24 protein-coding genes are annotated in these 26,888 nt (G+C 59.8%); 13 read left to right on the forward strand and 11 right to left on the reverse strand.

The window, feature by feature from the left end; genetic code table 11:
- Nucleotides 1–140: 140 nt before the first annotated feature.
- Nucleotides 141–1,169: a zinc transporter ZntB gene (locus PMI11_RS08165; RefSeq protein ID WP_007815452.1), complete on the forward strand. Its 1,029-nt coding sequence runs from the start codon at nucleotides 141–143 to the stop codon at nucleotides 1,167–1,169.
- 81 nt (nucleotides 1,170–1,250) lie between these two features.
- Here PMI11_RS08165 and PMI11_RS08170 read toward each other — a convergent pair whose 3' ends face one another.
- From PMI11_RS08170 to PMI11_RS08205, 8 genes are all read right to left on the reverse strand, one after another.
- Nucleotides 1,251–2,030: a molybdopterin-binding protein gene (locus PMI11_RS08170; protein ID WP_007815454.1), complete on the reverse strand. Its 780-nt coding sequence runs from the start codon at nucleotides 2,028–2,030 to the stop codon at nucleotides 1,251–1,253.
- Entirely contained in the window at nucleotides 2,027–2,854 is an 828-nt protein-coding gene (locus tag PMI11_RS08175) for a cytochrome b/b6 domain-containing protein (protein ID WP_037070950.1), read from the reverse strand. The genes PMI11_RS08170 and PMI11_RS08175 overlap by 4 nt, the downstream gene beginning before the upstream one ends.
- Before the next feature lie 128 nt (nucleotides 2,855–2,982).
- Nucleotides 2,983–3,612 carry a hypothetical protein gene (locus PMI11_RS08180; RefSeq protein ID WP_007815457.1) on the reverse strand — a complete coding sequence of 210 codons (630 nt, stop codon included), beginning with the start codon at nucleotides 3,610–3,612 and terminating at the stop codon, nucleotides 2,983–2,985.
- Nucleotides 3,613–3,708: 96 nt separating this feature from the next.
- Complete coding sequence (locus PMI11_RS08185; RefSeq protein WP_007815459.1) at nucleotides 3,709–4,290, reverse strand: TetR/AcrR family transcriptional regulator; 582 nt, start codon at nucleotides 4,288–4,290, stop codon at nucleotides 3,709–3,711.
- Nucleotides 4,291–4,649: 359 nt separating this feature from the next.
- Nucleotides 4,650–5,084, reverse strand: a complete 435-nt coding sequence (flgD, locus tag PMI11_RS08190) for a flagellar hook assembly protein FlgD (RefSeq protein WP_007815463.1) — start codon at nucleotides 5,082–5,084, stop codon at nucleotides 4,650–4,652.
- A 442-nt stretch (nucleotides 5,085–5,526) separates the two neighbouring features.
- Entirely contained in the window at nucleotides 5,527–5,820 is a 294-nt protein-coding gene (locus PMI11_RS08195) for a DUF2934 domain-containing protein (RefSeq protein ID WP_007815466.1), read from the reverse strand.
- A 297-nt stretch (nucleotides 5,821–6,117) separates the two neighbouring features.
- Nucleotides 6,118–7,428: an ATP-binding protein gene (locus PMI11_RS08200; protein ID WP_007815469.1), complete on the reverse strand. Its 1,311-nt coding sequence runs from the start codon at nucleotides 7,426–7,428 to the stop codon at nucleotides 6,118–6,120.
- Nucleotides 7,421–8,170 (reverse strand): response regulator, encoded by a 750-nt coding sequence (locus PMI11_RS08205; protein ID WP_007815471.1) that lies wholly within the window; start codon nucleotides 8,168–8,170, stop codon nucleotides 7,421–7,423. The genes PMI11_RS08200 and PMI11_RS08205 overlap by 8 nt, the downstream gene beginning before the upstream one ends.
- 224 nt (nucleotides 8,171–8,394) lie before the next feature.
- Here PMI11_RS08205 and PMI11_RS08210 point away from each other — a divergent pair, with 224 nt between their 5' ends.
- From PMI11_RS08210 to PMI11_RS08220, 3 genes are all read left to right on the forward strand, one after another.
- Nucleotides 8,395–9,252, forward strand: coding sequence for a MipA/OmpV family protein (locus PMI11_RS08210; RefSeq protein ID WP_007815473.1), 858 nt, complete (start codon nucleotides 8,395–8,397; stop codon nucleotides 9,250–9,252).
- Between the two features lie 108 nt (nucleotides 9,253–9,360).
- Nucleotides 9,361–10,605, forward strand: a complete 1,245-nt coding sequence (locus PMI11_RS08215; RefSeq protein ID WP_007815475.1) for an efflux RND transporter periplasmic adaptor subunit — start codon at nucleotides 9,361–9,363, stop codon at nucleotides 10,603–10,605.
- Between the two features lie 9 nt (nucleotides 10,606–10,614).
- Nucleotides 10,615–13,716: an efflux RND transporter permease subunit gene (locus PMI11_RS08220; RefSeq protein WP_007815477.1), complete on the forward strand. Its 3,102-nt coding sequence runs from the start codon at nucleotides 10,615–10,617 to the stop codon at nucleotides 13,714–13,716.
- Between the two features lie 152 nt (nucleotides 13,717–13,868).
- On the opposite strand, the gene PMI11_RS08225 is transcribed toward PMI11_RS08220, so the two are convergent.
- Both PMI11_RS08225 and PMI11_RS08230 read right to left on the reverse strand, forming a co-directional pair.
- The gene (locus PMI11_RS08225) at nucleotides 13,869–15,152 is read right to left on the reverse strand and encodes a cystathionine gamma-synthase family protein (protein ID WP_007815479.1); all 1,284 of its coding nucleotides are present in this window, start codon (nucleotides 15,150–15,152) and stop codon (nucleotides 13,869–13,871) included.
- Between the two features lie 199 nt (nucleotides 15,153–15,351).
- The gene (locus PMI11_RS08230) at nucleotides 15,352–16,281 is read right to left on the reverse strand and encodes an NAD(P)-dependent oxidoreductase (RefSeq protein ID WP_037070939.1); all 930 of its coding nucleotides are present in this window, start codon (nucleotides 16,279–16,281) and stop codon (nucleotides 15,352–15,354) included.
- Here PMI11_RS08230 and PMI11_RS38005 point away from each other — a divergent pair.
- From PMI11_RS38005 to PMI11_RS08245, 3 genes are all read left to right on the forward strand, one after another.
- Nucleotides 16,180–16,449 carry a hypothetical protein gene (locus tag PMI11_RS38005; protein WP_007815483.1) on the forward strand — a complete coding sequence of 90 codons (270 nt, stop codon included), beginning with the start codon at nucleotides 16,180–16,182 and terminating at the stop codon, nucleotides 16,447–16,449. The genes PMI11_RS08230 and PMI11_RS38005 overlap by 102 nt on opposite strands.
- Before the next feature lie 161 nt (nucleotides 16,450–16,610).
- Nucleotides 16,611–18,089 (forward strand): MmgE/PrpD family protein, encoded by a 1,479-nt coding sequence (locus tag PMI11_RS08240; RefSeq protein WP_007815485.1) that lies wholly within the window; start codon nucleotides 16,611–16,613, stop codon nucleotides 18,087–18,089.
- A gap of 73 nt (nucleotides 18,090–18,162) precedes the next feature.
- Nucleotides 18,163–18,492: a non-heme iron oxygenase ferredoxin subunit gene (locus PMI11_RS08245; protein WP_007815487.1), complete on the forward strand. Its 330-nt coding sequence runs from the start codon at nucleotides 18,163–18,165 to the stop codon at nucleotides 18,490–18,492.
- A 32-nt stretch (nucleotides 18,493–18,524) separates the two neighbouring features.
- Here the strand turns inward: PMI11_RS08245 and PMI11_RS08250 are convergent, their stop codons facing one another.
- Nucleotides 18,525–19,442, reverse strand: coding sequence for a LysR substrate-binding domain-containing protein (locus PMI11_RS08250; protein WP_007815489.1), 918 nt, complete (start codon nucleotides 19,440–19,442; stop codon nucleotides 18,525–18,527).
- Between the two features lie 116 nt (nucleotides 19,443–19,558).
- On the opposite strand from PMI11_RS08250, the gene PMI11_RS08255 reads away from it, so the two are divergent.
- The 6 genes from PMI11_RS08255 to PMI11_RS08280 all read left to right on the forward strand — a co-directional run bounded on the left by PMI11_RS08255 (nucleotide 19,559) and on the right by PMI11_RS08280 (nucleotide 26,887).
- Nucleotides 19,559–20,842, forward strand: coding sequence for a Rieske 2Fe-2S domain-containing protein (locus PMI11_RS08255; RefSeq protein ID WP_007815491.1), 1,284 nt, complete (start codon nucleotides 19,559–19,561; stop codon nucleotides 20,840–20,842).
- Nucleotides 20,843–20,858: 16 nt separating this feature from the next.
- The gene (locus tag PMI11_RS08260) at nucleotides 20,859–22,088 is read left to right on the forward strand and encodes an NAD(P)/FAD-dependent oxidoreductase (RefSeq protein WP_007815493.1); all 1,230 of its coding nucleotides are present in this window, start codon (nucleotides 20,859–20,861) and stop codon (nucleotides 22,086–22,088) included.
- Between the two features lie 3 nt (nucleotides 22,089–22,091).
- The gene (locus PMI11_RS08265; RefSeq protein ID WP_007815494.1) at nucleotides 22,092–22,817 is read left to right on the forward strand and encodes an SDR family NAD(P)-dependent oxidoreductase; all 726 of its coding nucleotides are present in this window, start codon (nucleotides 22,092–22,094) and stop codon (nucleotides 22,815–22,817) included.
- A 30-nt stretch (nucleotides 22,818–22,847) separates the two neighbouring features.
- A complete protein-coding gene (locus PMI11_RS08270; RefSeq protein ID WP_007815495.1) occupies nucleotides 22,848–23,288 on the forward strand; it encodes a hypothetical protein in 441 nt (146 codons plus the stop codon).
- A 324-nt stretch (nucleotides 23,289–23,612) separates the two neighbouring features.
- A complete protein-coding gene (locus PMI11_RS08275; RefSeq protein WP_244430544.1) occupies nucleotides 23,613–25,124 on the forward strand; it encodes an ABC transporter substrate-binding protein in 1,512 nt (503 codons plus the stop codon).
- Nucleotides 25,125–25,237: 113 nt separating this feature from the next.
- Complete coding sequence (locus tag PMI11_RS08280) at nucleotides 25,238–26,887, forward strand: ABC transporter ATP-binding protein (protein ID WP_007815497.1); 1,650 nt, start codon at nucleotides 25,238–25,240, stop codon at nucleotides 26,885–26,887.
- Nucleotide 26,888: the final 1 nt, after the last annotated feature.

Genomic DNA, 26,888 nt, shown 5'->3' on the forward strand with positions numbered 1-26,888 from the left:
AGTGTTGGAATCAAACCACTAGATTTTACAACGCCGCAGCTTTGTTCTCAGGACACTGACCATCTTGCCGCTTGACAGCGACTCGCTAAGCTATTGCTCTGCGCTTACGGGAGGTAGACTTTGGCAGCTGGAGGTTACTCATGCGCGAGCAGGTGGTGAGCGTCGCAAGTTACGGCGTCGAGCCGGGTTTGCGTTTCGCCGTGCTTCTTGACGGCAACGGCGGCTGTCGCACCCTCGACATGGAAGCAGTGCGCCGGTGGACACCGGATGATGGCGTCATCTGGCTGCATTTCGAACGTGATCATCCGTCCGCTGCCGAATGGGTGACGACGAGAGGCGGCTTCGATCCGCTCGTTGCCGAAGCCTTATTGGAGGAGGAAACGCGCCCGCGCGTTGAAGCCATCGATGACGGGCTGCTGATCATTCTTCGCGGCGTCTGTGCCGCACCGCCGGAAGAGGCGGAAGCCAGGTCGGCGGAAATCGATCTCGTTCCCCTTCACGTATGGGCCGATCAGCGCCGGCTGGTGACCCTGCGCGACAGCGGCCACTATATAACCGCCTTGCGCGATATCCGCCTTGCGCTCGACAAGGGCAAAGGCCCAAAACAGACGGGGGAACTCCTCGCTCTCGTCAGCGAAAAGCTGGTCCGCGACCTCGAGCCGGTGCTCGACACGATGGACGAAGAGGTCGACGAGCTGGATGAGTTGATCTTTCACGGCGAAGCCAGCGAAGTCCGCGAGCGGCTGAAGCAGCTTCGCCGCCGCTCCGTGCAGCTTCGGCGCTATCTCGCCCCTCAGCGCGACGCCTTGAACCGTATCGAACATGACGACGCCCCGTGGCTGAAGGAGCGCGACAAACTGCGCTTCCGCGAGGTCATCGACAAGCTGATGCGCTTCATCGAATATCTCGACGCCATCCGCGACCGTACCGGCATTCTTCATGATGACCTGTCCACGGTCATCAGTGAGCGGATTGCCCGCAATTCCAATCGCCTCGCCGCACTCGCCGCTCTGCTGCTGCCGCCAAGCGTGGTGGCCGGCCTTTTCGGCATGAATGTTGGCGGGATCCCTGGTGTCAACGATACCTGGGCTTTCATCATCATCGTTGCCTTCGTCGCGATCACGTCCGTCGCAACGCTGATGGTCCTCAAGCGGATCAACTGGCTTTGAGTGGCTGAAGGCAAAGATCCAGAGTCGCCCTTCCGGACGGCGTCAACACAAGACGATCATCGTACAAGAGCAAGGGATCGCTCAGATCCCCGCGTACCACTCGTAGCCGCGGTCTTCCCAGAAACCGCCATTGCCGCCCCACAGGCTGGCAAAGCTGTCGACGATCTCAATGCGCATGATGTACTTGGCCTGCTTGTAGCCGAGTTGCCGTTCGACCCGCAGACGCAGCGGCGCACCGTGTCCAACGGTCAGATCCTTCCCGTTCATCTGATAGGCAAGGATGGTCTGCGGATGGAACGCGTCGATGAGGTCGATGCTCTCATAGTAGCGGCCACTTCCATCGAGTGTCTTCTCCAACTCGTCGGCGCAGTGAAAGACTGCAAATCGCGCGTTCGGCCTCAGTCCTGCCGAGCTTAAGACAGCCCCAAGCGGTACGCCCGTCCATTTCCCGATCGCGCTCCACCCCTCGACACAGTCGTGACGGGTGATCTGGGTGCGAGCCGGAAGCCTCTTAAGGTCAATGAGGGAGAATTCCTGGGGCCGATCGACGAGACCGTCGATCTTCAATCGCCAGTTCGCGAATTTGCCTTCGGCGAACTCGGCATAGTCCTCGCCATCTGGCGCGCTCGTGCCGTTCACCCTGAAAGACGGAGAAATGTCCGTCTCGCTAAATTCGCGGGCGAGAGCATCGCGTCCCTGCAGCAGTCTTTGTGCCTTCATCGTAAGATTTTCGGCCGAGCGGATAATGCTGCCCACAGCCGTATTCTGTTCCGGTATGTCGCAGCCGGCGAGCGTGAGTGCGGAGGCGCCGAGTGTGCTGCCGATCAGAAAACGCCTGCGGGTGAGGAAGCTACGCGTCATGAATGTGGACCTTTCTCTCTGATGGCATAGCGACCCGTGATCATCGAGCGCATGTTGTTCCAGGTTCCCGACAGCACGACCATCACCACATGCACGAGCACGAAGAGGACGAGAAGCGTTGCGGTCATGAAGTGGATCGTGCGCGCCGACTGGCGCCCACCGAAAATGTCCACCAGGGTCGGCACGATGGCATCAAAGCCGGGGGACATTGTCAGGCCGGTCAGCAACATCGTCGGCAGCAGGACGACGATCACGGCGAGGTAGGTGAGCTTTTGGAGCGCGTTATAGTGCTTCGCTTGTTCCCCTTCCGGGAAGCGCAGACGCGCATGGTCGAGGATTTCGTGCCACAGATGACGCGGGGAAAGGTCCCTGCGCGCTGGGGCCAGGTCACGTCGAAAATGGCCGGTCAGCACGCCAAAGCCGAGATAAAAAATGCCGTTGACGAGAAATAGCCAGGCAAAGAAGAAGTGCCAGCGGCGGCCGGTTGCGAGATCCTGAAACGACGGAATGGTCACCCAGGCCGGAAACGCCCGCGGCGTCGGATCTCCCTCAAAGGTCGAGACGCCCAGGACACCGGTCGTCGGCACCTCGACACCTGCGATCCGGACGAAACCGCGCATATTGTCGCCCTCTCCGCTCGAGCCGATCGTCAGCACAGATGGATCCCCGTCTGCGCCATAGTGCCCCCAGTAAAGTTCGGGATGGGCGTTGAAAATCTGCAATCCGCTCAAGAGCAGGACGCTCAGGCAGATCACGTTCAGCCAGTGCGTCAGCCGCGTGACCAGGGAATGACGATGGATCATCTGGGTCCGGGGATATTGCATATTGTCGTTGTCGGGACTGTCGCTCACGGATGCGGCCCTCCGGTCCGGCTGGATTGTTGCTTGTTGCAATGAGGAGCTGGATGCCGCCGGTCGGCCAATGGGCGGAAGCTGACCGGCGGCGACGTGGCTCACATGGGGGGCACCACGCCATTCTTGCCAACGATAACGCGATGCGCGACGGTCGCGCTTGAAGCCTTCTCAGCCGGGATGAACACGACCGCTCCTGCGACCAGATCGTCCTTGGTTGCCGGGGCGATGGTCACGACCGGAGTACCGTCCGGAATGGAAATCTTCTTTTCCTTGCCATGGTAGGACACGGTAACGGTGCGCCCGTCGACGTCCTTGACCGAATCGGCGACGGTGGCATTGGTCATGCTGCTGTTCGGCTTGAGGTCCCAGCCGAAGCTTCCCTCGCCGGCTCCCTTGAGCGCAGGTGGAAAGATCAGAACTTCGAGAGCGCCGTCTCCGCCCTGATCCTTCGGCAGGGAGGCGATACCCACATAGTCTCCGGGCTTAATATCGGAGACCTTCGCGTTGGCGACACTGGCGACCTGCCAGTCGTCGGCAAGAGCAACGTCAACGGTTTCTCCCTCGCGCGTCTTCACCTTCAAGGTGGGACCGGCGAGGTTGACAATACTGCCCCGGATGTTGAGTACGGCCTTTTTTTCTTCGGCATGAGCGGAGGCCGGCGAAACAAGCGTTACTGGAAGGCCAGCCAAGCCAGCGACCATGATGACTGGAAGAAGTCTGCGCAACATTTGAGGTTCCTTACCTACTAGTTGGGAGTTTCGACGACGCTGTTTTACCACGCATTTTTCCCGTCGACGCACGCCGCCCCGTCGCCGGGAATTAGATCACCGCGGCCGCAGCCGCTGAAGACTTGGCTCGAGAATCAGATCAAAGACAGCAGGCGTTCCATAGGCTCGAGCCGACAGCATTGCGCCGTGAACGGTGGCCATGAAAGCCTCTGCTTCTACGCGCGACGGGCAAGAGATCACCAGGGCTCCTTGCTGATCACCACGCTCGATGACCGATGTCAGCCATCCGGAGAGATGTTGGAAATAGGCACGCACTTCGACCGCGACCTCCAAAGGAAGGGACGGCAGCTCGCTTGCAAGAAGCGCGCAGACACAAAAAGGACGGCTTGCATCCTCGATGCATTGAGCCCAGAAACCGGCATAGGTCTTCAGCAGCTCAAGCGGATCGCTGAACTTGCTTTCGACCTCGGCCAAGCCAGTCTCGGCGTTTGCGCGGTAGCGGGCGACGAGAGTACGCACCAGATCGACCTTGCTTGGAAAATGATGATGAATGCTGGCCTTGCGGATCCCGACAACGGCAGCGATGTCGGCATAGCTGAACCCGTTATAGCCGCCTGATACGATCAGCTTTTCCGCACTGTTCAGGATCTCGTCGTAGGTATTCGAAAGATTGCTCATGCGCTTGTCTACCTTCTAGTAGGAAGACAGTCAACCGCACATTCCATTCTAATTTCGGAAGGTGCCCCAAAGCTGATGAACGGCGGGGTAAAGCGAGGCAATAAGCAGGATCGAAATTGTAACGTTGAAGAGCCTCAACCTGCGCCCGACCGACAACCATCCTCTGAAAACCGTGCCCATCCACGCCCAGATCATGTTGGATCCTAGGCCGATCACTCCATAGGCAGCAGCAACTATCATGACCGAACCAACCAGCCGATCCGTTCAACGATTAACTTCGCAGATCTATCGGGCACTCCCTCAAGGGCTTGCCCGACATATCTTTCCCGGGGTGCAACGAACCTCGATGACGGTCAGGATCATTCGATGGCCGCAGCGCTACTGCCGTTCGGTTGCGAGAGGCTGACACCCGGCTGGACGAAAATCTTCCCGCCCTCCGTCGTCGTGGCTATGATTCCGTCGCTATAGATTTTGACGGAAGCAATCGTACCTTTGACCGTACCGTCTGCGCTTTCGATGTAGCTGCCGATGTAGCTGCCGGCCTGGGCGAGGTTGGAGCCTGCCAGCAGGGCATCCAGCTTCTGATTCGTCTGGATCGTCTGCTCGACCTGCGAGAAGCTGGCGAGCTGTGCCAGTTGTTGACTGGCATCCACGGGGTCGGTCGGATCCTGGTTCTTCAGTTGCGCGATGAGAAGTTGCAAGAAGTCGTCATAGTTCACCATCGCCTTCTGCTGCGCGGTAGCCGTGCTACCCGCCATGGAGGAGCCGACGCCTGTGAGGGAATTTGTCGTCATAGTCGATCTCGGTTGTTTGGGTTAAGTTGGAAGTCCACTCTGGAAAGTTTGGCGACGCCTGCCTACTAGTCGGTAGACAATGAAGTACATCTTCGGCATGAAGACGGTGATGGCTCAGTTCCTTCGCGCAAACGAACGACGCGCCAACGATGGGGATGACGCGCCAGAATTTATGAAGCGCACCATTGCCTACCTTCTAGTAGGTTTTCTGTCAATGCCGATTACTGCGGCCGGACACTCCGCTTTCATACCACTGTCGGATGGCAGACAGCCACATATGAAAGAGCCCGGGTTTCCTGGCGAATTCACTTATCCACGGTGGTCGGCAACCGCATTTCGAGACCTGAGTTCAGGACTTCCGACAAGTGCCGCTTATCGGAAACGATCTGTACAAACGCATTGTACGCACTCCAGATCGGCGCATGATGTCGGCCAGATCGGCTCAGTGCCTGGTGACGCTCCGGGATGCCTTGGTCGGCTTTGGAGGCGGGGTTGTCGTCGGAACGCTCTGGGCACCGCCCTTAGCCTTCGTTGCGCCTTTCGGCTTCGCCGGAGTGTCAGCCGTCGCGGCCTTTCTGGAGCGAGGCTTCTTGGCAGACTGACCGTCCGTTTCAACACTCGCGGCAATTTCCTGAAACGCCTGCAGCCAATGCTTCAGATCCTCGCCGTGTGGCCGACCTTCCTGTTCCCAGATTTCGTAAGCACGTTGTCTGATGCGACCCTCGTTCGACGCCATCTGTCTCTCCTGTGAAGCTGTTGCCAGGAACAATCAGATGGCGCATCGCGCCCGAAGGACAATGGCTGCGTGCACATTTCCCGACGCCACCGAGTGGAACTGCTGCCAGCAGTCTTTCGAGGACCAGTTCCCGTTGTGGCGTTCGTACGGAATGCTTACGAAAAAGATCGGCCATCGCCGGCCAAGGGCTCATAATGATACGCGCGGCAACAGGGTCGCCCGGAGGAGCGGCTGCGATTGCTTTCACGCCGTGGTGGAGATTTGAAGAACCTTCGATAGCAGATTACCGCTCGCCTTTCATTTCGGTATCGCCATGACAACGCTGAGACCGCGCGGGTTGCGCTGCCGCAGTTCCAATGTGCCTTGGTGGGAGTGAATGATGTCTGCGACGATCGACAGACCGAGGCCGAAACCGCCTCCAGCGCGAGACTGGTCCGACTTGAAGAAAGGCTCGAGTACCCGCTCTCGAAGCTCCTGCGGAATGCCTGGGCCGTCATCTTCGACAGTGATCAATACGGTCTCCAGTCGCTCGGCCATCGTCACCTCGACCTTGTCTCCAAATTTAACGGCGTTATCGCAAAGATTGGTGACCGCGCGCGTGATGGAAAGCGGCCGGCATCTGGCAAGAAGCCGGTTCGGCCCGGTGTATCGGACGGTGTGGCCGATATCGGCAAATTCGCTGCAGACCGTCTGCAGGATGCTTGCGACGTCGACGAGCTCGATCGTCTCGGTCGCATAGTCGTTTCGAAGATAGTTCAGGCTCTCGACGAGCAAGCTTGCGATCCGATCGATGTCGGAGAGCAGGGCGTCCTTCTGACCGCTCTCCCCCATCCGCTCCACGCGCAGCTTTAGCCGCGTCAGCGGTGTGCGCAGATCATGGCCGATGCCGCGCAGCATGCGGGTGCGGGCTTCGATCATCAGACGGATCCGCCGGCGCATGCCGTTCAATGCCCGGGCCAATGCAACGATCTCGACCGTTCCCCTCTCCTCGAAGACCGGAGAACCCGTGGTGATGTCGGAAACCGCCGCCGCTTGGGCGATGCGCTGTATGGGTTCCGTGATCGCCCTGATTGCGAATATAAAGAAAAAACCGATCAACACGAAAAAGGCGACGAAGAAATAGGGGCCGCGTCCCAGGAACGCGCTGCTCAGCATAGAATCCGGAAAACCCGCGGTGATGACGATCGTGCCGTCGTCGACGCGTGCGGCGATCACGCGCCGGTCGTCGAGGAAGGTCTGCCAGCCGCCGATTGGCGGTTCGTTGTCTGGCGGAAACAACCGGGCAGCGACTATGTCCAGAAAGCTCTGGTGGCTCGAAGACTGCGCAAACCGGCTCGCGGTCGCCGTCGGCGTGAGTTCGATGTCCCAGCCGGCGCGACGTGCGTTGGTGAGGATGATCTGTCGGTCTTCAGGAGAGGCGGGCCCGAGAAGCTCGGCGATGCCGTTCAGCTTTTCGGCGATGTTTTCGAGATCCGGGGCGGCAAGATCTTCTCTGGCCCAGCGCTCCATCGCATCACCCATGGTGATGATGGTCACCAGCGCCACCAGAATGATGATGGTGATCTGGCCGCGGATCGTCATCGTGACACGACGCAGGCGTCTAAACATCGGCCTCTTCCACCTGCGCGGTAAAGACGTAGCCGCCGAGCCGGACCGTTTTGATGAAGAGCGGATCACGAGGATCCTTCTCGATCTTCTGCCTGAGCCGGCTGATATGGACGTCGATGCTGCGCTCGATCGGACCGGCAAGGCCGGCATGCGTCACGGCAAGCAGCTGCTCGCGGGTCAGAACCCGGCCGGCGTTGCGGCAAAAGGCCAGAAGCAGATCGAACTCATGGGTCGTCATGGCAATCCTGGCCTGGGCCGGATCGTGGACTTGACGCCGTGCCGGATCGATCCGCCAGCCCTCGAAGCGTAAAAGCCTGTGTGCGGGCTTTACCTCCCGCTGCGCTGACAAGCCCGACCGGCGCAGGAGGCCTTTGATCCGGGCCAGGAGCTCACGCAGAACGAAGGGTTTGGTGACGTAGTCGTCCGCGCCGATCTCCAGCCCCACGATCCGGTCGATGTCGGTGCTCAAGGACGTCAGCATCAGGATCGGGATGCCGCCGCCTGCGCGTAGGCGCCGGCAGAGACTGAGACCATCTTCGCCCGGCAGCATGACATCGAGAACAACCAGATCGCAGGGCATGACACGCATCTTCGCGTCCATCGCTGCGCCATCGGTCGCGATCTCCACGTCCATGCCCTGCTCGACAAGACTGTCCCGCAGCATTTCGGCGATCTGACGATCGTCCTCGACGATTAGTATCCTCGGCCGTTCGACGGCCGCTCGTGCGCGCTCATCAACCAATCACGCCACCTCCGTTCTTCCGTCTCATCCTTATCATGGCAGGCGAGGCCGTCCCTGCCCGCGATTATGAAGAAATGTTTCTACGGCGCAGAACGGCCGCCCAAGCAGAAACAACTCTTAACAACATCCAACACGCGGTGCCGGCCGCGCATGGCACTGCTGAGGTGTGGCGTGCTTCCAGGTCGGTCTCGGGGGATGCGCGCAAAGTCAACCTCGGAGCCTTCATGTCTGCCTCTCTAAAACTGACCGCCGATCGGTCCCGGCTGCTTTCCATCGCCGTGGCGTCGCTGTTCCTGTCCCCATTTGCTGCCCAGGCCGCCGACTTCGCAAGCGGCGAAGAGACCGCACCGGCACCGTCCTCTCCGGACCCAGAGCGTTTCGGCCCGGTTCGCCAGGCGTTGCACGATTGGCACGTCGTCATCGGCGCCGGCGCTGCTTTTAAACCGAAATATGAGGGAAGCGACGAGTTTGAAGTCTCGCCCTTCCCCTTCGTATCCGCCGAATTCTTCGACCGGATCACCATCGATCCAAGCGGCATCGAGATAAAGGCCTTCGAGAAGGATGCTTTCCGGTTCGACGTCAACGTCGGATACGACTCGGGCCGTGACGAAGACGATGCCGACACGTTGCGCGGTATGGGTGACATCGATTTCGGCGTGACTGTCGGCGGCAAGGCCACTTACACGTTCGGGCCTGCCAATGTCTTCATCTCGGTCGACAAGACGATCGGCGGAAGCGAGGGCCTGCTCGCAACCGCCGGCGCGTCCATTTCGCAGCCGCTGTCGGAGCATCTCATCCTCGGCGCCGAGGCCTCCGCCACCTTCGCGGACGACAACTACATGGAAGCCTATTTCGGTGTCGACGCCGCCCAGTCGGCACGCTCCGGTCATGCGCAGTACAAGGCTGGGGCCGGGATTAAGAGCGTCGATCTCTCCGCCTCGGCCACCTACCTGATCAACGAGAACTGGGTAGTCAGGGGCGAGCAAGGAGTGGGCTTCCTGGTCGGAGACGCTGCAGACAGCCCGATCGTCAAGGAAAAGGTCCAGTCGAAAACCATGCTGATGCTGGGTTACCGGTTCTGACCTCGGTCGGCCAAAGCATCATTGCCAGCTGTTCAAAACCAAAGGGTCGCCAACGCGGCGGCTCTGCACATCCCGCAATTAAACAAGAATCGCGCAGGGAATGAATTGATGACCTCCTTCACGCCGCTCTCTCGCATGCGCTGCCTGCTACAGGGCGACCACCCGTCGCCAAACGCCAGAACGGGTCGCCTTGTATCGATCTTCCTGCTGTCTGCGACCGCCGGGCTCCCAATCCACGGTCTCGCCGCCGACATGGAGGGGCCGAAAGTGTCGGTTATCGCTGCCAGAAACCAGGTTCTCAAACAGAGCGTTTCTGTTGTCGGCACGGTCGTTGCGCGGGAAACGACACTGGTCAATACGGATCTCTCCGGAGCCCGGATAGTCTCGATCGCCGCCGAAGAAGGCGATCTTGTCAGCCGTGGACAGCTGCTTGCAACACTGGATGCGTCGAGGATCGATGTCGAGCTTCAACAAAACGACGCGCAGGCGGCGAGCGCGGTAGCACAACTCGGGCAGGCCTCGAGTGCGCTCGACAATGCCCTGATTTCGCAGGAGGAGGCCGAGGCGGATCTTACGCGCGCACAAAAGCTCGTTCCCAAGGGATTGATGTCGCAAGAAGCGCTTGAGCAGAGACAAAAGGCGCTCGCCCGCGCGGAGGTGAGCGTGCGGGCGAGCCGACAGGCCGTCCAATCGGCAGAAGCTGCCGTCAAGACCGTCGCTGCGGCGCGCAAGGATATTGAATTGCGACTGAGCTATACGAGGATTGTCGCGCCGGTGGCCGGCCGGATCATCAACCGGTCCGCCAAGGTCGGCGCGATCGCCTCCTCATCCGGCGAGCAGCTCTTCATCATCGCAAATGACGACCAGTTCGAACTGGAAGCAGAAATTCCGCAGGCTCAGTTCGATGCCGTGCCCGTCGGCGCCGTCGCTCATGTTTTTCTCGGCGATGGTGGTCACGGTTTGACAAGCGCCGTTCGCTTCGTCGCACCGGCGCTCGCTGACCGGACACGGCTCGGACGCGCACGGATCACCCTGCCTCATGGATTGACGGCCCCGATCGGTGCCTTTGCCGCGGCGCGCATCGAGATCGGCAGCAGCAAAGGCATATTCCTGCCCGCCTCGGCGATTGCCAGCTCCGGTGAGGAACCATCGATCAAGATCCTCAAGGACAACCGTATCGAAAGAAAGCCGGTTTTGCTCGGTTTTCGCCAAGCCGGTTTCGTTCAAATCCGCTCCGGCGTCGACGAAGGCGACCTCGTGGTGACGAAGTCGGGCGGCTTCATGGAGGCCGGCGACCAGGCATTCCCGGTCGTGGTACAGATCGATGCAAGCCCGGTTTCCGAAAGCAACTGAGGTCATCCGATGAACATCTCCACATGGGCGATCCGCACGCCGCTGCCCGTCATCCTCCTGTTCGTCATCCTCACGGGCCTCGGGCTGAAGAGCTACGCAACACTGCCGATCACCTATTTTCCAGCCATCAACGTCCCTGCAGTCGGCGTCACCATCGAAGAATCCGCCGCAGCACCCGATCAGATCGAAATCCAGATCACCAGGCTTATCGAGGATAGCGTCGCGGCCCTTCCCGATATCAAGCATATCGAGTCGACGATTTCGGAAGGTCGATCGGAGACCAAGGTCGAGTTTGAAATCGGCGTGCCGGTCGACCGGGCCGTCTCCGACGTCAGGGACGCGGTCACGAAGATCCGCGATCGACTGCCGGCGGCCATCGATGAACCCGTCATCGACAGGATCGATTCCGAAAACCAGCCGGTCGTCACCTATTCGGCTCGTAGCGGCTCGATGTCGGCGGAAGATCTGTCCTTTTTCATCAGCGACGTCGTCGTGAGAAAGCTCCAGGGACTGGCCGGAATTGGCCGCGTCGAACTTGTCGGCACCGTCAATCGGGAAATCCATGTTCTTCTGAAGGCGGATAGGCTCGCCCCTCTCGGCCTGACGGCGGTCTCGGTCAGCGATCAGATCGCCGCAAGCCAGTTCAATCTGCCGTCAGGGCGGGGCAATGTCGACGCGCAGGATATGACGGTGGCGACCAAGGCAGCCGTTTCCTCCCTCGCCGAGCTCAGGGCCATTCGTCTTGCCTTGCCGCAGGGAAAGAGCGTCTCTGTCTCCGATGTCGCTGTGGTTGCCGACACGAGGGAGAAGCGGCAGGATTTCGCGCGCGTCGACGGCGAACCGGCGATCGGCTTTACGGTCTACAAGGCGACGGGCGCGGGAGACGTCGACGTTGCCGAAAAAGTTGCCTCGGCTCTTGAGGAGATAGCCGGCTCGAGGCCTGGAACGGAGTTCAAAATCGTCGACGACAGCGTCACGCTGACGCTCGCCAACTTTCTGTCTGCCCGCAGCACGCTGATCGAGGGGGCCATCCTTGCCGTGATCGTCGTCTTCCTATTCCTGCGCGATTGGCGCGCCACCCTCATTGCCGCCATCAGCCTGCCGCTTTCGGCAATCCCGACCTTCTGGGTCATGGAACTGGCCGGCTTCTCGCTCAACATGCTGAGCCTGCTTGCGATCACGCTGGTGACGGGAATTCTCGTCGACGACTCCATCGTCGAGATCGAGAACATCGTCCGCCACAAAAGCCTCGGTAAAAGCGCCTACAAGGCTGCGGTCGACGCCTCCGACGAGATCGGCCTCGCCGTCATTGCGATCTCGGCCGCCATTATTGCCGTCTTCGCCCCTGTCGGTATGATGCCCGGCGAAGTAGGCCAATATTTCCGGCAGTTCGGCCTTACGGTCGCGATCGCCGTCTTCTTCTCCCTCCTCGTCGCGCGCTTGGTAACCCCGCTGATTGCCGCCTACTTCCTGACGTCGCCGAACAAAGCGCACACGGAAGGGCGCCTTGTCGCGCGTTATCGTGGGCTTGTCAGCTTGGCCATCAGATGGCGATGGATCACAGCCGGGCTGGCGGCTGTCCTCTTTACCCTGACGATCCTCCTTGCTGGTTCCCTGCCGAGCGCGTTTCTGCCGGCTCAGGACACCGGCCGGATCACGGTTTCGATCGAGCTGCCGCCAGGCTCGACGCTTGCCGATAATGAAGAGGTAAGCGATCTGGTCGCCCGTCGTCTCAAGGCGATCGAGGATATCAAGATCGTGTTCGTGCGCGCCGGATCCGGATCGGACGGCGTACGCGACATCCGCAAGTCGGTCATCGTCATGTCCATTGCCGACAGAAGCCAGCGCAAGCTTCCGCTCGCGCAAATCCAGAAAGGGGTCGAGGCTCTATTGAAAACCATTCCCGACCTGCGCTTTGAATTCATCAATGACCGCGGCGGTCGGGATGTCTCGTTTGCAATCCTGAGCGCCAATGGAGAGCAGGCGTCGAAAGCCGCCCGAGCGATCCTGACCGAAATGCGCTCCAACGGGATGTTCGTCAATCCGTCCTCTTCGGAAGCGACGCGCCAACCGGAACTCGGGGTGGTCGTGTCGCCGGCGCGGGCTGCCGATCTTGGCGTCAGTGCGAGAGAGGTGGCGGCGGCAATCAGGGTCGCGACGTTGGGAGACGCCGATTCCAGGCTGCCATCATTCAAGGAGAGCGGCAGACTAATCCCGATCCGCACGCTCGTCGAGGATGCCGGAATAGACCGGTCGGAGAAACTGCGCCAGTTGCGGGTCATGACGTCGTCGGGGACCCTTGTGCCGCTCGAGGCGGTCGCACGCCTGGAGGAAAGTGAAAGCGTATCGGTCATCCATCGCATGGAGCGTCAGCGTCGGATCGAAATCGGCGCGGACCTTTCGGCAGGGATCACGCAAGGCGAAGGCATTGCAGCGCTCAAAAACTTGCCGTCCGTCAGGGCGCTGCCAGCGGAAGTCGAAATGCGGGCAACCGGCGATTCCGATTCCAAGGACAGCGTTTTTACGAGTTTTGCCTTCGCAATGATCGCGGGCTTGAGCCTTGTGGTGGTCGTGCTCATCTTGCTGTTCGGCAGCCCGCTCACGCCACTGACGATCGTCACTCCTCTTCCGCTTGCGCTTTCAGGCGTCGTTGCCTCCCTTATCGTCACCGGCCATCCCGTGTCGCTGCCGGTCGTCATCGGGATCCTCATGCTTATGGGCATCGTCGTGAAGAATTCGATCATGCTTGTCGATTTTGCAATCGAGCTCGAGCGGTCGGGCCTGTCGCGCATCGAGGCGACCATTGAAGCCTGTGCCGAGCGGCTGCGCCCGATCATCATGACGACGCTGGCGATGGTAGCTGGCATGGTGCCGGCGGCATTCGGCCACGAGATCGGTGGCGAGTTCAGAGCACCCATGGCTGTCGCGGTCATTGGCGGACTGATGGTTTCAACGGTCCTTTCGCTCGTCGTCGTTCCTGCATGCCATATCCTGATCGCCGACCTCGGCGATGCGGTCAAACGCCTGGCGCAGAAGATGCCGGGTGGCAAAGCTACCGTCGATGGTACAGGCGACGTCTTCATCGAAAGCCCAGACAGTTTGCGCGGTTAGTGCTGTCGGACAATTCGACAGCAGAGGTTCCTCAGCGACCCCAGGTCTATCGCATAGTCGATGATCGTCAGCAGATGGCGGTGGCGGCACCATCTGCACCTCAAATTCCGGGCGCTTCAGCCAACCAATATCGGGCTCGGCGCTGACAAGGCTTAGGCCGCGTCAAGCGCCAGGGTGAGATCGGCAATGAGGTCGTCTGGATGTTCGATGCCGATCGACAGCCTGATCGTTGCATCAAGGACACCGATGCGCTGGCGCACCTCGGCCGGCACGCCGGAATGCGTCATCGTCGCCGGATGCGACGCCAAGGATTCCGTTCCTCCAAGGCTGACGGCGAGCTTGAAGATTTTCAACGTGTTCAGGAACCGGAACGAGGCCGGCTGGCCGCCCTTGATATCGAAGGAGAATGTCGAACCGGCCCCGCCGCACTGGGCCGCGAATGTCCTGCCAACGGCGGAATCAGGATCGCTGTATGGCAGGTAGTGGATCGTCTCGACCTTGGGATGCTGCCTCAGGAAATCCGCCACTGCCTTCGCATTGCTGTCGGCACGCTCCATGCGGATCTGCAACGTTTCGAGTGAACGCCCGAGCATCCAGCATGAATGCGGATCGAGCTGCGTGCCGATCGCGCCGCGAAGCGCCTTCACCTGTTTGATGAGTGCCCGGCTGCCGAGTGCTGCCCCAGCGATCAGATCTGAATGACCGCCGACATATTTGGTCAGGGAATAGAGAGAAATGTCGGCACCATGCTCGATCGGGCGCTGGAAAACCGGGCCGAGCAGTGTGTTGTCGCAGGCAACAACAGGCGTATGGCCCTGTTTCTGACCAATCGCATCGGCAATCCGTCGGATCATCGCGACGTCGACCAGACTATTGGTCGGGTTTGCGGGCGTCTCGATAAGGATGACCGAGACACGGCCCTTGGTCATCGCTTCCTCGACCGCGGCCTCTACTGAGACTTCGCTGACGCCGTCCGCAAAACCGACGGCGGAAACGCCAAAATTGAGGAAGGTCTTGGCAAGCAATGTTTCCGTCCCGCCATAGAGTGGCTGTGAGTGGAGGATTGCATCTCCAGGACGGACGAAGGCAAGCAGGACCGTCGCGATGGCGGACATGCCCGATGAAAACACCGCGCCGCTCTCGGCTTGTTCGTAGACCGCCAGACGATCTTCGATGATCTCGCTGTTTGGATGATTGAAGCGCGAGTAGACAAGGCCCGCCCCCTTGCCTTCCGGCGGCTCTTTTCGACCCGAGACGTAATCGAAGAAATCGCGACCGTCTTCGGCGGAGTTGAAAACGAATGTGGATGTCAGGAAGACGGGCGGCTTGACAGCGCCTTCGGAGAGTTCCGGATCATAGCCATAGTTCAGCATCTGGGTTTCCGGATGCAGCGGATGATTGCCGATATGGGTTCTTGGAGGATGCGGTGCGGTCATGGAACGTCTCCCTCAATCAGCGGCTTCCTGGCATCGATGTGCCTGCGCCTTGCTAATATCTGGAGCGCTGCGGCGACAGAGAAACACCCCTGGCAGATGGCTGGGCAAATTTACTGAATTACACGGCCCGGCTCGTCGAGGTGCGATACCGCAATCTTGCCGGGCATTGAGACCTTGTTTGCCTGCATCCGCTATCTTCTCAGACGACCGGTGATACCAGTGGTTGGTTGGAAAAGTGGGCGCTCAGGTTGGCCACAACCAGATCGCCGACGGCGCTGCGCGTTTCGTTGGTGCGACTGCCCTGGTGGGGTGACAGCACGACATTTTCGAGTTCCATCATCGTTAAGGGAACTGCAGGTTCAGCTTCGAAGACGTCGAGGGCAGCACCGCCGAGCTGCTTTGCCTGAAGCAGCTCGATCATCGCTTCCTGATCGACCATTGAGCCCCGCGCCATGTTCACCAGCATGCCATTCGGACCGAGCGCCTCCATCACCTCGCGCGAGACGATCTTGGCAGTCGCCGCAGACCCCGGCGCAGTGACGACCAGCCAGTCGGATGCCCGGGCCAAGGCCAACACCGTGTCGTAATAGACATACGGCACGTCCGGCTGCCGGTTGCGGCCATGATAGACGACCTGCATCTTCAAAGCAGTCGCGAGTTCCGCGATTTGCTTGCCGATACGCCCAAGACCGAGGATTCCGAGTGTCTTTCCCTTGAGTTCAAACCAGTTGCCAAAGATGCCGTCGGGCCATTTACCACGGCGAATAAATTGGTCTCCCTGCGGGATTCGTCGGGACAGCGCGATCATCAACCCGATCGTCAGTTCGGCAACCGCATCCGTCAACACACCCGGCGTATTCGTGATGCGAATATTTCGGGCTTTCGCAGCCGCCACATCGACAGAATCGATGCCCACTCCGGATACCGCGATGATTTCCAGCTTCGGCAGCTTCTGAATGAGGCTGGCTGATACCTTGCCTCCTGCAATACCGCGGATCTGTGGACCAACTTCTTCGAGGAGCTTCTCTTGGTTGTCGGCCTTGCTCAGATCGTGAACCGTGAACTGCGCCTTGAGAGCATCGACACAGCTTTTGACCTGCGGCTGCGTGATCAGGATGTGGGTAGAAATGGTCGCCTCCCTGAAATTGGGCCCAACGCTGTAAGTTACGTTAGGGATAATGGCGCCTTCTCATCTGTGTCCAATATAAAAGAGCAGTTCAGTTATTCCCAACTGGAAATGAGAGCTTCGGGAAAAACGTCATTCAAAGAGCCGATTCAGGTAGCGACCGGGCTATGATATTTGTTTTGATGAATAAATGGCCGGGGCATTGATATTGGACACATGCAGTTCTGCCCAGTACCTCTTTTATCGCAACCTAAATTATGTTCGAGATCGCGGCTAAACTAGCATTGTAGCGGAGCGCCTTTTCGAACGGATAGCGACGAAAAGGGATTAGCATGTCGACAGACGACAACGTGATTTACCGTGATCCAATCGCGGAACTTTTGGCAAAGTTCACCGTAACCGTTTCCGCCGATCTCAGCGATGCGACGCGACATGCCGCAAAGCGCGCTTTGAGTGACTCCGTCGCCGTAGCGATGGGTGCTTTCGACCATCCCGCCTCTCATGTCGCCCGCAAATATGCCTCGCAGTTTTCCCATCCGAACGGCTGCATTATCTGGGGTACGTCGATGCGGGTCAGCCCCGACCTCGCAGCTCTGGTGAACGGCTCACTGCTGCGCTGCTACGACTACAACGACTTTTTCGTCGGCCAGAAAAACAGCGGCCATCCGAGCGATATGGTTGGCGGCGTGATCGCTGCTGGTGAATGGGTCGACGCTTCCGGCGAGGAATTGCTGGTCGCGCTGGCTGTTGGCTATGAAGTCGTCGCCGCCGTCTTCGATGCCTTCTCGACGGCTCCCGGCGGCTGGGACTACACTAACCTGACCCAGATCGGTGCCTGCGCCGCAATCGCCCGCCTGATCGGCCTCGACGAAAGCCAGGCTCGCGAAGCCCTCGGCATGACCGTCACCTCGCATTTCGCCAGTGACGAAGTGGAATCCTGCGAACTCAATCGTCGTGGCGACCTGACACTCTGGAAGCGCTTCAACGGCAGTGACTCCGTACGCAACGCGCTGCAGGCCTGCCTACTGGCGAAGGCCGGTATCGAAAGCGTCGTCCGTCCGTTTACCGGCAATAATGGCTTCGTGGCCAAGCTCGCAAACAAGCACGATCCGCTGCCGATCCTTCAGAAGTGCCTCGGCGAGGACGTCAAGCTGTCTCGCATCGCCGATACCTACATGAAGCTCTGGCCGGTTGGATCCGTCGGCCTCAGCGCCATCCGCGCCGCGTTGGAAGCTCGCGACAGGATCTCGGACCTGTCGAAGATCAAGGAGGTCAGGGTCTTCTCTGAAGAGGGCGCGTATGACCATCTGGTGGCGATCCGCCAGGATCCGTATCATCCGATTTCGCGTGAAACCGCCGACCATTCCATGCCCTATATCGTCGGCGCCGCCGTGCTCGACGGTTATATCCAGGTCGACAGCTTCGATCTCGACAAGGTGCTCGCACCGGAACGGCAGAAGTTCGTGGCCGAGAAGGTCAGATGCGTTCCGGCACCCGAACTCGGCACCATTGCCGGCGGCAAGCTGGCACGTGCGGCAGCAGGATATCTCTCGCGTGTAGAAATCGAACTCACCGACGGGACTATCGTCAGGGGCGAAGCCCTGCCCTTCCCCGGACACCCCAAGGCACCCTTTACCGATGCGGAAATCGCTGAAAAGGTTGCGGTCAATGCCCTGCCCTTCGCCGGTAAAGAGGTCACGGACAAGATCATTGCGGCACTTGCGAAATTCGAAACGCTGGCAAATGTTCGCGACTTCACCAACATCCTGACGTTCGACTGGAAATCCCAGAAAGTCAGCGCTGCGGCGTGAGCCTCAGCATTGAAAGGAGTTGCTGGCAGCCGATTTCCTTGGCTGCCAGCTTTCAAGTTTCCGAGGTTGATGGATGACTGAAACAGTTGTTTTGACAAAGCTTTGTGACACCGCCGATGTAAGTGAGGATCTCCCCGCTCGGGCTGAAATCGACGGGTTCGGATACGCGATTTTTCAGGCCGGCGATCAGTATTACGTGACTGCCGATCTATGTTCGCACGGACCGGGTTATCTTTCGGATGGTTTCCTGGAAGGGTGCGAGGTCGAGTGCCCCTTCCATCAGGGACGTTTCAATATCCGCACGGGCGCGCCGACTGCGCCGCCATGCGAAGTTCCGATCAAGGTCTGGGCGCCCCTCATTCGCGACGGGGCCATCTTCATCGACGTTACTGCGCCGAACTAGGCGCAATCATTGCTTCAAGCTGGTTCCCAATATTAGCGCCGGTCGCGTCTAGCGGAATCCGGCAGTGGCTTTAGACCCGCGATGAACTGGTCTCGCAGGATGTTCGAAGCCGTTTCATTGTGGATCATGATGACTTCGCTGTCCGTCTGCGCATCCGCGAGATGCCGCCACACAACGTCGTGGACCATGATGCTCTGCAGCGCCTGTGGCGCGATGGTAATACCGACGCCGGCCGCAACGAGGCCGAGGATGATCGTCGCCTCGGTTGCCTCCTGCACGATGACAGGTGCGAAGCCCGCTTCCTTGCACATTGAAAAGACCTGTTCATAGAAGCCGGCGCCGGTGCCGAGTGGGCGTAGCACAAAACGTTCGTTTTTGAGCCGACCGATCGAAATAGGCCCCTCCTCGTGGCTGAGGGGATGATCGATCGGCAAGACGAGCATGAGCTTGTCGCGATGGACGGGGGTCGCCTTCAGCCTCGACGGCAGAACCGCCTGAAGTGCCGGTCGGGTAAAACCAATATCAATCGTGTTGAGAAGCACATCGTCGATGATTTCGGGCGACGGCCTGATCTTCAGCTCGAGATGAACGTCCGGCATGGCCAGTCGGAAGCGGCGGACGGCCGTCGTGAAGGCGTTCACAAGCGGCACCGACGTTATGAAGTTGACGCGCAGCGTGCCCATTTCTCCACGAGCCGCCCGCTTTGCCGTGTCGATCGCGCGGGCAGCCTGCATCAGTGCGAGGCGTGCCTCCTGCAGGAAGAGTTCTCCGGCCGGCGTCAGCTCCACCTTTCGCCGGGTCCGTTTGAGGAGAGTGACACCGAGTTCACGCTCGATTGCCTGGATCTGCAGGCTGAGCGGCGGCTGGCCGATGTGAAGACGCTCGGCAGCGCGGGTGAAGTGCAATTCCTCTGCAACCGCAACGAAATAACGAAACTGACGAAGCTCCACTTATATGCTCCACCCAATTAAAAAATCCACAATTGATATTGGACGACATATGTTATTGGATGTCAACGTGCAGTCATCCCGAAAGGACGCCCGTTCCGAAACAAGAGGATGACGCCATGATCACAGCTGAGCAAAACGAGTATCTATCCCGCACCGGCCCGGGAACGCCGATGGGCGATCTCTTCCGCCGCTACTGGATACCGGCATTGATGGCATCGGAACTGCCTGGACCGGATTGCGATCCCGTCCGCGTTTCGCTTTTGTCGGAGCGGCTGATTGCCTTCAAGGATACCAACGGGAAGATTGGCCTGATGGATGAGTTCTGCGCCCATCGCGGCGTCTCGCTCTGGTTCGGTCGCAACGAGGAAGGCGGCCTGCGCTGCCCCTATCACGGCTGGAAATACGACACGACCGGCCAGTGCGTCGAAGTACCCTCGGAACCTGTCTCCTCCGGCTTCTGTCAGAAAATCAAGCTCAAGTCCTATCCTTGTGTCGAGTTCGGCGGCGTGATCTGGACCTATATGGGTCCGGAAGAACATCAGCCGGAGCTTCCGGTCTTCGAATGGACGCAGGTCGCGCCCGAACAGCGCTATCTCTCGAAGCGCTGGCAGGAATGCAACTATCTCCAGGCAATGGAAGGGGGCATCGATTCCAGCCACGTCTCCTTCCTGCATAGCGGCGACCTCAATCGTGACCCGCTGCACCGTGGGACCGACGGATCAAAATACGCCCGCAACACCTCGACGACGTTTGATATCCACGAATCGACCGCAGGTCTGCTGATCGGCGCTCGTCGTCCGGCAGAGCCAGGATTCCACTATTGGCGCGTCAGCCAATGGATGATGCCCTTCTATACCTTAATCCCACCCTACAAGGGCAATGCGTTGAACGGTCACGCCTGGGTGCCGATGGATGATGAGAACTGCATGGCCTGGACCATGACCTTCCACCCGACACGGGCGCTGAGCCCCGCCGAACTGGACGCGATGGAAAACGGGGCCGGCGTCCACCCGACACTCATCCCGGGCACCTTCCGCCCGACGGCCAATATCGACAATGACTATCTGATGAACCGCGACGCCCAGCGTAAAAAGATCCATTACAGCGGCATCAAGGGCATCGCGATCCAAGACTCCTCGCTCCAGGAAAGCATGGGCAAGATTGCCGACCGCTCTCGCGAAAACCTGGTTTCCACCGATAATGCGATCATCATGGCCCGAATGCGATTGCGCAAGGCGGCCAAGGCGCTGGAAGCCGGCAAGGGCGTGCCTCCGGGCCTGGTTCCGGAAACGCAGCTGGTGCGCTCCGCCTCCTTCATCCTGCCGGAGGACGGGGCTTTCAAGGAAACCGCGCTTGACGCGTCAGTCGTCCGCATGGGCGAACCCTTCGTTGCAGTCTGATCAGGGGGTAACACCCATGCAGACCAATCACGAACCCGTTGTGATCGTTGGCGCCGGCCAGGCTGGCGCCTGGGTGGCGATCACACTGCGCAGCCTTGATCCGGACCGACGGATCATTCTCATCGGCGATGAGGCCCATCCGCCCTACGAGCGCCCACCGCTCTCGAAGGCAATACTGGCCGGAAAGGCTGAAATCGAAAGCGCCTACATCAAACCCGCTGCATTCTACGCGGAAAACCGCATCGAACTGATGCTGAAGCGGAGGGTGGTGAAGATCAACCGTGACCGCAATAGCCTGACGCTCGACGACGGCGAGATCGTTGCCTACGGGACGCTAGTCCTTGCGACCGGCTGCCGACCCAGACGACTACCGATCGACGGCGCCGACCTGCCGCAGGTTCATACGCTGCGCACCATCGTCGACGTGGAGAGAATTGCCGCTTTGCTGAAGCCTGCCAGCAGGGTCGTTGCGATCGGCGCCGGCTTCATCGGTCTGGAATTCGCGGCCGTCGCCGTCGAAAGCGGTTGTTCCGTCTCCATCGTCGATGCGGCCCCACATGCCATGGGGCGGGTCATCGACAAGGCGGTCGCGGAAGTCATCACCGCCGGCCATGCCAGTCGCGGTGTCGATTTCCGCTTCTCGACGGCCATCGAACGGATCGAAGCGGAGGGCGATCACGCAGTCGTCATTCTCGGCAGCGGCGAGCGCCTGCCGGCCGACCTGATCATCGTCGGCATCGGCGCCTTGCCCAATACCGACTTGGCCGAAGCGGCCCATCTTGCCTGCGACGACGGTATCATCGTCAACGCCTTCGGCCGCACTGACGACCCGAAGATCTTTGCTGTCGGCGACGTAACGCGTCATTTCAATCCGCTGCTCGGCCGCAGCCTCAGGCTGGAGAGCTGGCAAAACGCGCAGAACCATGGCATCGCCGTTGCCAAGGCGATCGCAGGCACGGCGATGCCCTATGCCGATCTTCCCTGGTTCTGGTCGGATCAATACGACACGAACCTGCAGATCATCGGCGCACCGTCCGCATGGGATCGCATCATCTGGAGGGGCAATCCAGAGAGCGGAAAATTCACGGCGATCTACATGAATGGCGAACGAGTGGTGGCGGGTAACAGCATGAACAATGCCCGCGACATCCGCTTTCTCAAGCAGTTGATCCTTAACGGGACGCCGGTGTCCGACGCGGCCCTCGCCGACCCCGCCACCAATCTCGCTCAACTCGTGAAAGGCTGAGCCATGAACGCAATCGATATCGCAGCCGAGGGCAGCACGGCCGATCTGAGGGGCAAGCGTGCTGTGGTGATCGGCGCCGGTTACGGTGTCGGACCGGAGGTCGTCTCGGCACTCGCAGCAGCCGGAGCCACCGTCGTCACAGATGCGGCCGACGCACCGGCCGGCAACTATATTGCCTCGGATTGCGATCCCGCCGCATTCATCGGCCACTGTACGGACAAACTCGGCGGTATTGATATCCTGGTCGTCTCGTCGCGCCCGGTGAAGAACAAGCCGGTGCTCGAGATGACGCCGCAAGAGATGCGCAGCGTCGCAGAAGAAGAACTCGTCATCCCCGCCCTGCAGATGCAGGAAGCGGCCCGGTTCATGGTGAAGGCGGGCCACGGCCGCATCATCGTTTTCGCCTCGATGTCCGCCAAAACCGGCGTGCACCATGATGTTGCCCCCTATGCGGCCGCCAAGGGCGGATTACTCGCCTTTGCCCGCGTGTTGGCCGCCGAGACTGCGGAACATGGCGTCACCGTCAACGGCATCGCCACGGCCCTCTTCGAGCCGCAGGTCAAGACAATGGCGGAAGAGAAGCGAACGCGACTGAAGAGCGCAATTCCGGTCGGCCGCTTCGGCCGCAGCGAGGAGGCGGCACACGCAGTCCTGTTCCTCGCTTCGCACAATGCCGGTTTTGTGACCGGCGAATGTCTTAATCTTTCCGGCGGCCGGTTTATGGATTGATATGGAACAGGCAATCACAGGAGATCGGCGATGATCGTACAGAGCTTCCTCGGCAACCGCCCGGGACTGAGGATCGAAGACTACCGCAACTCGGTGCCGCGTCACGTGAAAGTGCTTGCAATCGGCAGGAGCGCCGAAAGCATCATCTCGGATTTCAACAAGGGGCGGGACAATATTCTCCTGACCGGTCCACTCGATCCGGACCGGCGTCAGCCCATGGACGAACCCGTCGATGGCATTAGCCCCAACGCGGTGATCGTCGTTTACCAGCGCGGCGAGGATGTGCGCTTTCCGTTCCAGACTGAGCGTACAGCTTCAATGTTGTCATTCGTCGTGCTGGAGGAAACGGGCACCAGATCCGGCGTTGAATCGAACAAGACGTTGAAGGCGATCCAAAAGGTTGCGGACCTCTTCGTCACCACCTCGGACCGCGAGTTCGTCAATGAATTGATCGACAATCTCGCCTGCTGAGGCGCGGCAGGATTTGTTTTCATCGGGAAAGGTACGCCCACTATATATCCAGAAAGAATAAGAACCGCGTCAATTCGTATTGGACTTAAATAAGTCGATAACCGTACGGTGGTTCCATCAAGGAGGCGGACAGACCACGCGAGGACGCAGCAAATAAGCGTCGTGGCGCTGTCCAGAAGCAGAATGATCGCCGGATCGAAGGGCGGGCACCGCTACAGCGCTCTGGCTGCTCAATACCCTAAGAAAAATCCTGACAAACGTCAGACGCATCCGTGTAACACCGTTCGTGGGGAACAAGAAATGCAACTAACCAGACGATCAGTAATGTCTCTCCTTGGAGCCGGGGCCGCCTATGGTCTGCTCGGCGCGCCGACGATCAATTTCGCTGAAGCGGCCGATGCGGGCACCTTGCGCGTCGCGCTCGATGAATTGCCGAAGCAGCTCGATCCCCTGCTCTACCAGACCAATCCGGGCTACCGGACCATGCTCAACATCTACGACACGCTGCTCACAGTCGATTATGCCGGCGACGGCGCGCTGCAGCCGGCGCTTGCTGAAAGCTGGAAGCGTGTCGATGCCCAGACCATCGACCTGACGCTGCGCGGCGGCGTGCTCTTTCACGACGGTTCGCCGCTGACTGCCGACGATGTCGTCTTTTCCTTCAGCAACAGCCGCATGTTCGATCCGAAATCGCCAGGCTATGGCGTCGCTCAGCAGTTTCTGTCGACGATTCAATCGGTCGAAGCGGTCGATGCCAAGACCATACGCGTGAAGTCCAAGGTGCCCGATCCCGCACTTGAATTACGTCTCACTGCCTGGGGCAGCCAGATTATCAGTAAGAAGGCCTTCGAGGCCGCCGGTGGTTTTCAAGGCTTTGCCGCTAAGCCGGTGGGTACTGGCCCGTTTTCGGTCGTGTCGCTTTCGCCTGATGCCGTGACGCTGAAGGCCTTTCCCCAATATTGGGGCGGTAAGCCGAACATCGAGACGCTCGTCTACCGTTCGTCTCCCGAACTGTCTTCGCGTATCGCGGGTCTCGCCGCCAATGACTTCGACATCATCACCGACGTGCCAGCCGACCAATTCGAGGCAGTGACCCGCGACAGCAATCTTGAGATCGTCGGCGGCACCGTCGCCAGCCTGCGCATCATCAAGTTCGATACCCGCAATGAAGTGCTGAAGGACGCCCGCGTCCGCCGCGCTCTGTCGCTTGCGGTCGACCGTCAAGCGATCGTCGATGCGCTCTGGCAGGGCAAGGTCGATGTGCCGCATGGCCATCAGCTTCCCTCGTACGGCCCGTTCTTTAACCCCTCCCGTCCGGCTTACGCCTACGATCCGGAAAAAGCCAAGGAGCTCCTGACCGCGGCCGGCTACAATGGGCAAACGATCCCCTATCGTATCCGCACCGCCGCATATGGACCGGAGCTTGCGACCGCACAAATCGTCATTTCCATGTGGGAGCAGGTCGGCGTGAAAATCGACCTGCAGATCGTCGAGAATTTCGCGCAGATGATGGCCTACCCCGGTGTCGGCATGCGCAACGGCGTCGATCCCGTCCTGGTCAACGATCCGCTCTTCGGCCTCTGGCGCTCATACGATCGCTCGCAGAAAGACATCTGGAGCAACGAGGAGTTTTTCACTCTCGGCGACAAGCTTCAGTCGAGCACCGATGTCGAAGAGCGCAAGAAGGCGAATACCCGCATGATGGATATATTCGACGAGGATCCGCCGGGCATCATCCTGCACACGATGGGCGTGTTCTACGGCAAGCGGAAAGGCGTCAAGTGGGCGCCCATCCCCTCGGTCTACATGAATTTCCGCGGGGCGTCCCTCGCCTGAGGCGCTGTGCAGCAAGCGGATAGTTCCGTTTCACTATCCGCAGATTCAAAGTGATGCGGCGCCCCTCGGGGCTCCGCATCGATGCACCTGAAATAGCCTGCAGGATTGAATGGATGAACCCCGATAGAATTGCAGATGCGATTTGCCGTGTAGAAAACCTGGGCATCGCGCTCGCCGGCGAAGAACCCATTCCCCTGGTCGAAGATGTCTCCTTCGAAATTGCCAAGGGAGGTTACTTCGCTCTTGTCGGGGAAAGTGGCAGCGGAAAAAGCATTACCTGTCATAGTTTGATGCGGCTCCTTCCTTTCAAACCTGATTTCAAGGGCCGTATCGAAATCGACGGCAAGGATGTTTGGTCGCTCGACCGCCGGGAACTCGTCCAGTTTCGCCGCAAGACCGTCGGTATGGTCTTCCAGGATCCGCTGGCTGCTCTCAACCCGGTGCGCACCATCGGCTCGCAGATGCGGGAGACGCTGAAGCTCTACTATCCTTCCGCCCGCTCCGACGAGTTGTACACCCGCGCCGTCGATGCCCTGAAGGGCGTCCATATCCCGCTGCCGGAGCAGCGTCTCGAAGTCTATCCGCACCAGCTTTCTGGCGGCCTGAACCAGCGCGTCATGATCGCGCTCGCCATGCTCGGCGACCCGGCACTGCTCATCGCCGACGAACCGACCACGGCGCTTGACATGTCGGTGCAGGCGGAAGTGCTCGATCTGATCGATGAGATGCGGCGCAACAACAAGCTGACAGTCCTGCTCGTCACCCATGACCTCGGTATCGTTCGCGACCGCGCAACCCATATTGCTGTCATGCACAGGGGCCGGCTTATCGAACAGGGGCCGACCGCTCAGGTCGTGGAAGCGCCCAAAGCGACCTATTCGCGCGAGCTTTTCGCCGCAGCGAGCGTCGGATGGCCGGATCGCCAGACGTCGAAATTGCGGCAGAACCCAGTCGCTCTCTCGTTTGAAGACGTCAACAAGACCTATTACGCCTCGTCTCACGATCGGAAGGCGGGCGTCGGTGTCTCCGCCGCTAAGGCCATGTCTTTTGCAGTCCATCGCGGCGAGATTGTTGCGCTTGTTGGCGAAAGCGGCAGCGGCAAGACGACGGCCGCAAAAATGGCGCTCGGCCTCGTCTCACCGGATTCCGGCAAGATCGAGTTGCATTCAAACAGCAACGCCGGATCACCGAAACTCAACATTCAGATGGTCTTTCAGCATCCGCGCGATTCCCTTGACCCTCTGATGCGGGTGGGCGACCAATTGCACGAGGTCCTGAAGGTCCACGGCTGGCGGAATGCGGAAGCACGCCGCAACCACATTGCCCAGATCATAAAGGATGTCGGGCTCGGTGCCCAGGTCCTCGAACGCAAGCCGACATTTCTCAGCGGCGGCGAAGCTCAGCGCGCCGTCATAGCCCGCGCCCTGCTGCTGAAACCGGATGTGTTGATTGCCGACGAGCCCTTGTCAGCCGTCGACGTCCGCATCCAGAAGCATATCCTGGAATGTTTCAAGGGACTGCGCGAGCGCCTCGGCATCGCAATTCTGCTGATTACCCACGACCTGCGCGTCGTCTTCGAGATCGCAGACCAGGTCGTCGTGCTGCGCCACGGCGAGGTGATCGAGGATATCCCCGTCTCGTTGTTCACCGATGGCAGACGGCACGAATATACGCAAATGCTGATCGACGCCATGCCGGGCAAGGCTGCGGCTCAACGTGACGCTGCCCCGGAAGGCGTCGTCGTAACAGGTGGGAGGGTCTGAC

The sequence above is a fragment of the Rhizobium sp. CF142 genome, from assembly GCF_000281145.1.
Classification (GTDB): domain Bacteria; phylum Pseudomonadota; class Alphaproteobacteria; order Rhizobiales; family Rhizobiaceae; genus Rhizobium.

Bases quoted from the DNA above. Each gene is read 5' to 3' on its own strand.
- PMI11_RS08165 (WP_007815452.1), top strand. From the start codon at position 141: ATGCGCGAGCAGGTGGTGAGCGTCGCAAGTTACGGCGTCGAGCCGGGT.
- PMI11_RS08170 (WP_007815454.1), bottom strand. From the start codon at position 2,030: ATGACGCGTAGCTTCCTCACCCGCAGGCGTTTTCTGATCGGCAGCACA.
- PMI11_RS08175 (WP_037070950.1), bottom strand. From the start codon at position 2,854: ATGCAATATCCCCGGACCCAGATGATCCATCGTCATTCCCTGGTCACG.
- PMI11_RS08180 (WP_007815457.1), bottom strand. From the start codon at position 3,612: ATGTTGCGCAGACTTCTTCCAGTCATCATGGTCGCTGGCTTGGCTGGC.
- PMI11_RS08185 (WP_007815459.1), bottom strand. From the start codon at position 4,290: ATGAGCAATCTTTCGAATACCTACGACGAGATCCTGAACAGTGCGGAA.
- flgD (WP_007815463.1), bottom strand. From the start codon at position 5,084: ATGACGACAAATTCCCTCACAGGCGTCGGCTCCTCCATGGCGGGTAGC.
- PMI11_RS08195 (WP_007815466.1), bottom strand. From the start codon at position 5,820: ATGGCGTCGAACGAGGGTCGCATCAGACAACGTGCTTACGAAATCTGG.
- PMI11_RS08200 (WP_007815469.1), bottom strand. From the start codon at position 7,428: ATGTTTAGACGCCTGCGTCGTGTCACGATGACGATCCGCGGCCAGATC.
- PMI11_RS08210 (WP_007815473.1), top strand. From the start codon at position 8,395: ATGTCTGCCTCTCTAAAACTGACCGCCGATCGGTCCCGGCTGCTTTCC.
- PMI11_RS08215 (WP_007815475.1), top strand. From the start codon at position 9,361: ATGACCTCCTTCACGCCGCTCTCTCGCATGCGCTGCCTGCTACAGGGC.
- PMI11_RS08220 (WP_007815477.1), top strand. From the start codon at position 10,615: ATGAACATCTCCACATGGGCGATCCGCACGCCGCTGCCCGTCATCCTC.
- PMI11_RS08225 (WP_007815479.1), bottom strand. From the start codon at position 15,152: ATGACCGCACCGCATCCTCCAAGAACCCATATCGGCAATCATCCGCTG.
- PMI11_RS08240 (WP_007815485.1), top strand. From the start codon at position 16,611: ATGTCGACAGACGACAACGTGATTTACCGTGATCCAATCGCGGAACTT.
- PMI11_RS08245 (WP_007815487.1), top strand. From the start codon at position 18,163: ATGACTGAAACAGTTGTTTTGACAAAGCTTTGTGACACCGCCGATGTA.
- PMI11_RS08255 (WP_007815491.1), top strand. From the start codon at position 19,559: ATGATCACAGCTGAGCAAAACGAGTATCTATCCCGCACCGGCCCGGGA.
- PMI11_RS08260 (WP_007815493.1), top strand. From the start codon at position 20,859: ATGCAGACCAATCACGAACCCGTTGTGATCGTTGGCGCCGGCCAGGCT.
- PMI11_RS08265 (WP_007815494.1), top strand. From the start codon at position 22,092: ATGAACGCAATCGATATCGCAGCCGAGGGCAGCACGGCCGATCTGAGG.
- PMI11_RS08270 (WP_007815495.1), top strand. From the start codon at position 22,848: ATGATCGTACAGAGCTTCCTCGGCAACCGCCCGGGACTGAGGATCGAA.
- PMI11_RS08275 (WP_244430544.1), top strand. From the start codon at position 23,613: ATGTCTCTCCTTGGAGCCGGGGCCGCCTATGGTCTGCTCGGCGCGCCG.
- PMI11_RS08280 (WP_007815497.1), top strand. From the start codon at position 25,238: ATGAACCCCGATAGAATTGCAGATGCGATTTGCCGTGTAGAAAACCTG.